Genomic DNA, 10,176 nt, shown 5'->3' on the forward strand with positions numbered 1-10,176 from the left:
AGGCATGCTTCCCGAGTTGCACAAGGTACTTGACCTGCTGGAGGATGGCTTCGGCCGTCTCAGTGTGTTGGTAGTTGGCGATGTCATGATTGACCGCTACATTGTGGGCGATGTGGAACGCATCTCGCCGGAAGCGCCTGTTCCAGTTCTGCGGCAGGTTCGTGAGTATTCCCGACCTGGCGGTGCAGCGAACGTTGCCATGAATCTTGCCGGACTTGGTCTGAAGGCGACGCTCGCAGGATTTGTGGGAGATGACAGCGCGGGAAGAGAATTGCGTTCACTCCTTGCAGGATCGGGCATTGACTCCTCAGGTCTCGTTGATTGCGGACTTCCAACCATCGCGAAGACTCGTGTCGTCAGTCGCACGCAGCAGCTGATGCGCATCGACGTCGAAAGCCGCGACGATCACAGCGATAAAGATTGCGATGCACTTCGTGATTTCGCTACGAAGGCCGTCGCCTCTGTCCAGGCGGTCATCCTGTCGGACTACGCAAAAGGCGCGTTGACCAACGGGTTATGCCATGCCGTGATCGAAGCTGCTCGTTCCGCAGGTGTTCCTGTTCTGGTGGACCCCAAGACACGCGATCTGACTAAGTACAGCGGCGCCACCACGATCAGTCCGAATCTGCATGAACTGAGCATGGCAACCGGGGTTTCTGTACACCAGACCGACGCTCTGTTGCAGGCAGGGCGAGATCTGCTGCGCACTCTGCATATGGATTACCTCACGGTCACCATGAGTGAGAAGGGCATTCGCGTAATTCACGCAGACGGCAAAATTGAAGAGATTCATTCGCCCTCACGCGCTCGCGAAGTCTTCGACGTATCGGGTGCTGGCGATACCGTCATCGCGACGCTGGCAGCCGGCCTAGCTGGTGGTCTGCAGGTAGGCACCGCTGTAGACCTCGCGAACATCGCGGCGGGCATCGTTGTTGCGAAGCTGGGAACAGTACCTGTGGCCGCGCATGAGATTGTTGCGGAACTCACTGTTTCTGGTGGCATCACTTCCGGTGAAAAGGTGCTGGATCTCGATCGTGCAGCGGCGCGCATCGCTGAATGGAAGGAATCCGGTGAAACGGTGGTCTTCACCAACGGCTGTTTTGACCTTCTTCATATCGGCCATGTCACTCTGCTGGAAGATTGCCGCCGCTTTGGTTCGAAGTTGGTCGTGGCGATGAATACGGATCGGTCCGTGAGTGAACTGAAGGGACCGACGCGTCCCATCGTGGGCCAGAACGAACGCACACGTGTGATGGCGGCTCTGGGTTGCGTCGACATGGTCGTTCTCTTCGACGAGGAGACGCCCCTGGAAATGATCCGCGCTCTGAAGCCGAATGTTTTGGTGAAGGGTGGAGATTATTCGGTGGAAACGGTCGTCGGCCATGAGGACGTCTTGGCATCGGGCGGACGCGTGGAGATTGTGCCCACGGTGGAAGGCTTCTCCACGACAAATATCGTGAAGAAGATGACAGCCGGCCTCACAAAGTAGCGCTGGAAACTCACAATCAGCGACTGGAGACGTTCGAGGAGTATCGCGAATGGTGCGCTCAGGAAATCTGAGCCACTCTTCCACCCTCATGCAGGCCGACATTCTGGCCGGAATCAGGTATTCTTAAATTGTTCGAGAGGTTAGCTCAGTTGGTAGAGCATCGCCCTTTTAAGGCGCTGGTCCTGGGTTCGAGCCCCAGACCTCTCACCACTCCCGCCTGTTTCTTCCCCGATGTCTTTTCCCAAAATAGTTCGGACGTTCCCGCTCGGGTTCTCTTGCAACTTTAGTGGCAGATACTCCGGTTGACTTGAAATGTTAAGGAACGTAGCCTCTCCTCAAGCAGGTGCATTTCGCACCAGCTGATGTGCAAATCTCGTCCGATTGCCGGGTCGAAATCGGCGACGGCCCGCTGTGGCCGCTTTTGTCATTGCGGCGGTTCTGAGAGTGGCATCGAAGCAGGCAGAGAGAAGCGGAAGCATGGACGATAGCAGCATGAATCCGGCGGAAGACGAGAATCGCACGGAAGCCCCGGAAACTCCGGAAGACGTCGCTGTTCTGTATACGTGGGCAAATGTCCATGGTGGAAAGTATCGAGACTTTTCTGCAGAACGCCGGGAGCACCGGGCCCAGCAGCGCCACCGTATGGTGGAAGCCCAACGTCAGGCCGAGTTGGATGCCGCTCGCACCATGGAAGAGGCGGCCGCTCGGGAGTTGGAGGAGGCGCGCCTCAGAGAGCAGGGCGCAGCCGACGAAACCGACCGCAAGGAAGCGGAAGAGGCTCGCCAGCTTGCCGAGGAGCACGCCAACCGCGAACGCGCGGCCGCTCAGCGTCACGTGGAGACGGCCGAGAACCTGAAGCGAGCAATGGAAGATGCGCAGCGTCAGATGGAAGACGCGCGTCGCCGTGCCGAAGAGCAGGCTGCACGTTACGCAGAAGCCGACGCGCGCTATCGCGACTCCAGGCGCGAATACCTGCCAGGTGAAATCGACGATCCCTACTATTACGCGGGCCATCTTGAACCCACGGTATTTGCTCCGGGCAAGGGTGTCCGTAGCTCCGTTCCGCAGCGTCTTTCGTCGGAGCGCAGAATTGCGGAAAATTACCATCGGTCAAAAGGGAGCGCGGAAATCTCTGCGGCAACCGGACCAGAACATGCTCACTATTCGGAAGGCCGAGCTTACCAGGAACGCCGGTCTGACACACCCGAAGAGATGCGTGAGCGCAATCGGCCCGATGAGGCCGAGCGCCTGCATCGCCCCGTCGATATGCGCGCAAACGACGTCGACGATAACGGCTACTACGACCACCAGATGGACCGCAAGGGTGGTTCGTCTTTTGTCCCGCCTGCGCCGCGTTCGCCTTCCGATCTCAATTCCGCTCCGGGCGGTCTTTATATTCCACCGCGCGTCCCTCCCTCCCGGCCCTCGTCTGCATCGGTAGATTCGTCGGAGCGCCGTGCGATGCGTCCGCTCGACCCGGAGCCGGGTAACGCCCATGTACTCGACAACTCCCGCGCGCGCCGTCGCGAATCGGCAACGGACATTTCGGCTCGCACATCTCGTCGCTCGCGCGAGGAATCCGCCTCCCGGCCTGTGAGCGGAATGTCGGCAGCTTCGGAGGGCGGTGAAGCTCCGAATGTGATGCGTCGTCTTCCCACGGATGGCCGCTGGTCTGATGCCGGTATGCCTCCAGAGCAGCGAGAGGAATCCTCGCGTTCGCGAGAAGAGCGTCCGGAATGGCTGGGACGAGATACACGGGTACCTTCCGATGAATCGTCGCGCCCGGACCGCCTTGCAGCGGAATCTCTTGAGCGCCAGGAGCGTGTTTCCTCGCGCGAACATCGCGCTTATGGCGAAGAGAGCTCCCCTGAAGAGCAGGGCCCGCGTCCGTCCGGAGATACTCTCCAGCAATCGCGCGAACGAGTTGCCGCGCGCTGGTTCGCTTTGAAGGGACTGGTGGGGAACACGGAAACTCCTTCTGATCCGGCTCTCCCCGCACGAGACAAGGCTGTACCGGTGCCAACACTTTGCGTCATGTCACTGTCTGGTGGTGTGGGGAAAACCAGCATGGTGGCCACCGTCGGACGCAACCTGTCAGCCATGGGCGAACGAGTGTTGCTGGCCGACGTCACCTCCCAGGGACTACTCCCGTATTACTTCGGCGCACGCGAACTGCGGCCCGATGTCGTGCGGACCTTCTCGCCTCCTCCACATAGCAAGGCCGCGCCGGTCTTCATGGTGAACTACGAGGCGGAGCGGCTGAATGGGAATGCTGAAGGGCAGGCAGCCCTGCTGGAAGAGATTGCACACCACACCCGCGGAACGCAGCGAGTCTTGCTGGATCTGAACACTTCCAGTGCATGGTTGGGCCGCAGTCTGGCAGAGAAGCAGGCCAAGATTCTCGTCCCCATCACGCCGGACATGAACTCCGTTCTTGGCATCAAGAACATGGAGCGCTTCTTTGCAGGAACGCAGGATGCGGAGGGCCGTCCAGTCCGTCCTTACTATGTTCTGAATCAGTTTGATGCCTCGCTGCCACTTCATCTGGACGTGCGCGAGGTACTGCGCCAACAACTGGGCGATCGCCTGTTGCCAGTAATGATCCGGCGTTCACCCGCTGTTGCAGAGGCGCTGGCTGAAGGTATGACCGTTATGGATTACGCACCGGAATCGCCGGTTGCGGAGGATTACATGCATCTGGCGGAGTGGGCTCGCAACCTTGCGGCACCAGCGCAGAACAGTATGCGAAACACCCGCTGGAGTGAACGATGACCGAAACGCGACTCTGGCAAGAGTTCGAAACGCGCGATAACTATCCCATGCTTGTACTGCGCACCGTGGTGGTTTTCTGCTGCGTTTGCTTGTTGTTGTACGCCGGCATATTGGAGCTCACGTGGCCGCAGCAGGCCATTCTGGGCGTGGTTACGGTTCTTATCGCAATATGGATGGATCGTTCGTCCTCGTCGTACCTCATCACGCTCACGCTGATGATGGCGTCCTGCTACTCCACATACCGTTACGCCTATTGGCGTATCTCCACGGTGATCAAGTTCTTTCTGGATCCAGCATCGCAATGGGGCGGCCTGGATGCGTTCTTCATCTTTCTGCTGGTGTTGGCGGAGGCGTATTCGTTCTCCATTCTTTATCTGGGCTACATGCAGACGCTCTGGCCATTGCGTCGCACCCCCGTGCCGCTGCCAGATGACCCTAACGACTGGCCCGCAATCGACCTACTGATTCCCACCTACAACGAACCGCTCAACGTGGTTCGATACACGGCTCTCGCGGCCACGCTCATTGACTGGCCCGCGGACAAGCTCAACGTCTACGTCCTGGATGACGGCAAGCGTGAAGAGTTCCGTATCTTCTGCGAAGAAGCGGGCATCGGTTACATGACACGCGACGACAATGCGCACGCCAAGGCCGGCAATATCAACCGTGCTCTGAAGCGCCTAAGCTCGCCGCTCGTGGCCATCTTCGATTCAGACCACGTTCCCACCCGCTCCTTCCTGCAGGTCACGGTGGGCTGGTTCATGCGCGACCGCAAGCTTGGCATGTTGCAGACGCCGCACCATTTCTATTCGCCCGATCCATTCGAACGTAATCTCGGACAGTTCCGCGCCATCCCGAATGAAGGCGAACTGTTTTACGGCATCGTGCAGGACGGCAACGATCTTTGGAACGCCACCTTCTTCTGCGGTTCCTGCGCGGTTCTGCGCCGTGAAGCGCTGGATGAAATCGGTGGCATCGCCGTGGAAACCGTCACGGAGGACGCTCACACCAGTCTGCGTATGCAGATCAACGGATGGAACACCGCGTACATCAACATTCCGCAGGCGGCAGGTCTGGCAACGGAACGTCTCAGCGGTCACGTTAAGCAGCGTATTCGCTGGGCTCGCGGCATGATCCAGATCATGCGTACTGACAACCCGTTGTTTGCGCCGGGCCTCAAGCCCATGCAGCGGCTCTGCTACTTCAACGCGATGACGCACTTCCTTTACGGCTTGCCGCGTCTCATCTTCCTCTTTGCGCCGCTGATCTACCTCGTCCTTGGCCACACCAACGTGCCGGGTTACTGGGCCGCCATCCTGGCCTACGCATTCCCGCACCTTGTGTTGTCGTCCATGACGAACTCGCGCATCCAGGGGCAACACCGGCATTCGTTCTGGAACGAAATCTACGAAACCGTGCTGGCGCCATACATCTTTCTGCCGACGTTCATGGCCATCCTCAACCCCAAACTTGGTTCGTTCAACGTAACGGCAAAGGGTGGTGTGGTCAGTCGCAGGTTCTTCGATTCGCGCATTGCACTGCCGTTCCTTACGATGCTGGCGTTTAGCTTCCTCGGCATCCTGTGCGCGATTCCCAGGTACTTCCACTTTCCGGGAAGCGGTCTCATCTGGCCGTTGAACATCCTTGCGAACATGTATGACGGCACCCATCCCGGAACGATTCTGATGAACGTCATGTGGACGTGCTTCAACGTCCTGATTCTTGGTGTGGCCTGCGGCGTGGCTTGGGAAAGCCAGCAGCGCCGTCAAACGGTGCGCGTCACCATGCAGGTGCCGGTGACGGTTGAGTTGCCTGATGGAACCATGCTCACCGGTGTGACAGCCGATGTTTCCAGCGGCGGCGTCATGATGGAAACGGATGAAGCCGCGATGGTGGAAGGCGGGGAACCGGTACGCCTACACTTCCCGGTGCTGGACGGAGAAGAGTCGCTTCCTGCCACAATCGTTCGCGTCAACGGAACAGAGCTTCGTGCCCAGTTTGATCCGCTCTCCATCACGGAAGAAGAGACGTTGACGCAGGTGCTCTATTCGCGCGCTGATACGTGGCTGGGATGGGGTGAGGCACGTGAAGCAGACCGTCCGCTGAAGAGTCTGGCGCGCATTTTGCATCTTGCAGTAATTGGGTTGAGAGAAACCTTCCGAGGTCTGATGAAGAAGAACGCAGGTAGTGGTAAAGGTGCGCTGAGTTCGGGAGCTGCTCCGCTGGCGCTGTTGCTCACTCTGGGAATGTTATTGGGTCTCGGCGTGTCATCGCATGCGCAGGCCCCCGGCATAGTAGTGCCGCCCGCGCCGCAAAGCGGTGCCGCAAACGTTGGCGCCCTGGGCGTGACACCTGGTTCCGCCTTGCAGCAACGAGTCATGCCGCCGGGACAGTTTGACAACGTCTTCACACTGCAGGATGTGGGCGTTGCCGACACCGTCGTTCTGCGCGGTGTCGATGCATACCACTCCGTCTACTTCGCTGTGCCGCAGACGCAGGTTGTGAAAACCGCAACGCTGCATCTGCGTTATCACTTTTCTCCTGGCTTGCTGCCCGCGCTGAGCCATCTGAAGGTTTCCGTCAACGGTACGCTGTTCGCCACGCTGCCAGTGACGCAGCAACCGATGCAGGCGGCCCCGGACCTGACGCCGGACGAGAAAGTTGCAGAGAGCCAGAAGCTTTCGATCACACGAGTCGGCGAGAACAACGCGCTGCTGGAAGCCACGCTGGAAATGCCGGCGGACATGCTCGTCCGCGACAACCAGATCACCTTTGAGTTCATCGGCCATTACACGCTGCAGTGTGAAGATCCTTCGCACTCCACGCTGTGGTCCCACGTGGATAACAACAGCTCCATTGAACTCACTGGCAATCTATTGCCCTTGCAGGATGATCTGAAGCTGCTGCCGCTGCCGTTCTATGACGCTGCGGTCAATCTGCATCCCGTTGTACCCATCGTCTTCCTGAACCAGCCGTCCACCAAGGCGATGCAGGCCGCGGGTATCGTCGCCTCTTACTTTGGCGTACTCACTGATTACCGCAAGGTGCGCTTCCCGGTATCGTTCGGACAAATCCCGCAGGGCAACGTCATCCTGATTAGTGAGAATGCGGGTGAGCTTCCGGCGTCATTGAACGTACAGTCCACGGGCGGTCCCACCATCGCCATGCGGACCAATCCGTCTGACCCCTATTCCAAGGTGTTGGTGCTCACAGGAAATTCCGCTGCGGATGCTGTTCTGGCAGCGCAGGCGCTCTCGCTTCAGAAGGACATGTGGCAGGGCAATCAGGTATCCGTATCCGTCAAACATCCTGCTCCCAGCGAGCCCGATGATGCACCGCGATGGATGCCCACGGATCGCATCACAACCGTTGGCGAACTGATGCAGACCGGCGATCTGCAGGGCGATGGCTCTGTCCCCGTAGGCGTCTTTATGCGCTTGCCGCCGGATCTGTATTACGGCTCCCGCGCCAACATCATCTTCCACATGGACTACCGGTATAACCCGGTGCCATTGGCGAACGAAAGCACGCTGCAGGTCTACATGAACACGGCGTACGTTTCGTCCACGCCCATGCCGCATGCCGACCGAGCCTCCGCGCGTCTTGAGACAGAAATTCCCGTTCCACGTGGCAACATGCGTCCGTTCTCGCAGACGATGAGCTTGAAGTTCGTCTTCCAGATCGCGAAGAAGAACAAGTGCCAGGACACGGCCCCGCTCAACCTGCAGGGAGCCATCGTCAAAGATTCCTATCTGGACATCCGTGGCATTCCGCATCTGGCTGTTTTGCCGGATCTGGAGCTGTTCTCAAATGCAGGCTTCCCATTCACGCGGTACAAGGACCTGTCGCAGACTGCCTTCATCCTGCCGGATAACCCCGGAGCTGACGAGATTGAAGCCTACCTGACCCTGATGGGCCACTTCGGCGCTGCCACCGGCTATCCCGCAATTGACGTAACGGTGGACGGCCCCGACGGCTTGAAGTCCGACGGTAAGAAGGACTACATCGTCATGGGCACCGTGGAAGATCAGACCGCTTTCGCGAAACTGAACAACCATCTGCCCGTACAGCCTTCGACCAGCGGCCTGAAGATTTCCGATACCCAGGGCTTCTTCGCTCCTCTGGAACACGCATGGTGGAAGGTTCGCTCCTCCGATCACGTGAAGACAGGAGAGTTGGAAGTCTCGGGTGGCCTTCCGGACGGTCTGATCGAGGGTGTGGAGTGGCCTGCACATTCCAACCGTTCCGTGGTTGTGATTGCCCTGCGAGACCACTCCGTCATTCCGGCGTTCCTTTCTACCTTCCTCCGTGTCAGTTCGTCATCGGACATTTCGCAGTCCGTTGCCGTGCTTCACGGAACACAGTTCGTCTCGTATCGAATCGGAAACGACGTCTACAAGATCGGTTCGTTGTCGATTTGGACACGTCTCCAGTTGTTCTTTTCTGAATTCCCCGCATCCGTTGTAGTGCTGGTGATCTTGGCCTCCATCCTGTTGGCGACGATCATCCGTGTATCGCTCCGCCGTCGTGCACGACTGAGGTTGCAGGGAGAGGACTAATGCTGGGAGTACGAAAAGGATGGCGCAATTGCTTCCGTCGCACTGCGGCGGTTGCCATTGCGTGTGTGACGTTGCTGTCGCAGACGGGCTGCCGGGCAGAGGTTCCCTGGCCGCTGTGGCAGTCCTATCGTGCGAAGTTTGTCGATGCGTCGGGCCGGGTCATTGACCATGACGCCAACGAGCGCACCACCAGCGAAGGCATGGCTTACGGCATGTTCTTCGCGCTCGTCACAAACGACCGCCCCACCTTTGACAAGATGCTTCGCTGGACAGAAGACAATCTGGCTGGCGGCGACCTGACCGCGCGACTTCCCGCATGGAATTGGGGCAAGTCACCGGAAGGTCAATGGAAGACGCTGGACGCCAACTCTGCAGCCGATGCTGATCTCTGGATGGCCTACGATCTCGTCGAAGCCGGACGCATGTGGAAGGATGATCGTCTCGCGAAACTCGGCACTGTACTGGCAAATCACATCGCTCAGAGTGAAGTCGCGCTGATACCCGGGTTGGGCGCCGTGTTGCTTCCAGGCCCACAGGGTTTTCATCCCGATCAAAACATCTTCATTCTGAATCCCTCATACACGCCGCCGCAGGTGGTTGCACGGCTGCGGTTTGATTCTCCTACGGGGCCCTGGGCCTCGTTACTGGAGAGCTATCCCATGCTCGTCCAGGGAAGCTCTCCTGCCGGATACGCCATGGACTGGGTCACCGCAGGAACAGGCGTACGTCCCAGCGGAACGCCGGCACAGCTGGCCACCGGCAAGACAGACTTCACCCCGATCGGCGCTTACGAAGCCATCCGTGTGTATCTCTGGCTCGGCATGGCCGACAAAGGCACGGTTGGAATCTCCGAGTCGCTGGGTTATCTGCAAGGCATGGGCCGCTACATGCAAACGGCTCCAACGCCGCCCCTTCAGGTAGATTCCACCGGAAAAATCCTTAATCCGGAGGGCACTGTCGGATTTTCAGCGGCCATGATTCCTTACCTCGTCGCTACCGGCCGCATGAGCCAGGCCAAGTCGCAGAACGACCGCCTGACGGCGAGCAAGGACTCAGCCACCGGCCTCTATGGTCACTCTTCTCTGTACTATGACCAAAATCTTGCGATGTTTGCGACAGGTTGGCAGGAGGGACGTTTTCACTTCGACCGTGATGGAAAACTCAGGCTGAAATGGAAATAGGGTAGCCAAGTAGTTGTTACCACAAGAGTAAACCCTAAAAAAACCGGCTGTTCCACCCAAGAAACGAGTAAGATTCTGTGGGGAACACGGCAAACCTGACCCCCAGGTCGCGGGGCTTAGCATGCGCAGGCAGCGTACCAGCGCAGAGGCAAATTGAATGGCATACAAGGCTCCA

Annotated in this window: 4 protein-coding genes and 1 tRNA gene; all 5 read left to right on the forward strand. The window is 58.7% G+C overall.

All coding sequences use genetic code 11. The annotated features are described in order from the left end of the window. Positions 1-4 precede the first annotated feature (4 nt). The 5 genes from rfaE1 to bcsZ all read left to right on the forward strand — a co-directional run bounded on the left by rfaE1 (position 5) and on the right by bcsZ (position 10,001). Positions 5-1,489 (forward strand): D-glycero-beta-D-manno-heptose-7-phosphate kinase, encoded by a 1,485-nt coding sequence (gene rfaE1 / locus M504_RS00870; RefSeq protein WP_047486872.1) that lies wholly within the window; start codon positions 5-7, stop codon positions 1,487-1,489. Positions 1,490-1,623: 134 nt separating this feature from the next. Continuing rightward, positions 1,624-1,699: transfer RNA gene (locus M504_RS00875), tRNA-Lys, on the forward strand. A gap of 267 nt (positions 1,700-1,966) precedes the next feature. Further along, positions 1,967-4,261, forward strand: coding sequence for a cellulose synthase operon protein YhjQ/BcsQ (locus M504_RS00880; RefSeq protein ID WP_156993390.1), 2,295 nt, complete (start codon positions 1,967-1,969; stop codon positions 4,259-4,261). Next, positions 4,258-8,820, forward strand: coding sequence for a UDP-forming cellulose synthase catalytic subunit (bcsA, locus tag M504_RS00885; protein ID WP_047486877.1), 4,563 nt, complete (start codon positions 4,258-4,260; stop codon positions 8,818-8,820). The genes M504_RS00880 and bcsA overlap by 4 nt, the downstream gene beginning before the upstream one ends. Continuing rightward, positions 8,820-10,001 carry a cellulose synthase complex periplasmic endoglucanase BcsZ gene (bcsZ, locus tag M504_RS00890; RefSeq protein WP_047486880.1) on the forward strand — a complete coding sequence of 394 codons (1,182 nt, stop codon included), beginning with the start codon at positions 8,820-8,822 and terminating at the stop codon, positions 9,999-10,001. The genes bcsA and bcsZ overlap by 1 nt, the downstream gene beginning before the upstream one ends. Positions 10,002-10,176 lie beyond the last annotated feature (175 nt).

The organism is Terriglobus sp. TAA 43, assembly GCF_000800015.1.
Taxonomy (GTDB): domain Bacteria; phylum Acidobacteriota; class Terriglobia; order Terriglobales; family Acidobacteriaceae; genus Terriglobus.

Excerpts from the sequence above, each read along its gene's own strand:
- M504_RS00880 (WP_156993390.1), top strand. The coding sequence starts at position 1,967 with ATGGACGATAGCAGCATGAATCCGGCGGAAGACGAGAATCGCACGGAA.
- rfaE1 (WP_047486872.1), top strand. The coding sequence starts at position 5 with ATGCTTCCCGAGTTGCACAAGGTACTTGACCTGCTGGAGGATGGCTTC.
- bcsZ (WP_047486880.1), top strand. The coding sequence starts at position 8,820 with ATGCTGGGAGTACGAAAAGGATGGCGCAATTGCTTCCGTCGCACTGCG.
- bcsA (WP_047486877.1), top strand. The coding sequence starts at position 4,258 with ATGACCGAAACGCGACTCTGGCAAGAGTTCGAAACGCGCGATAACTAT.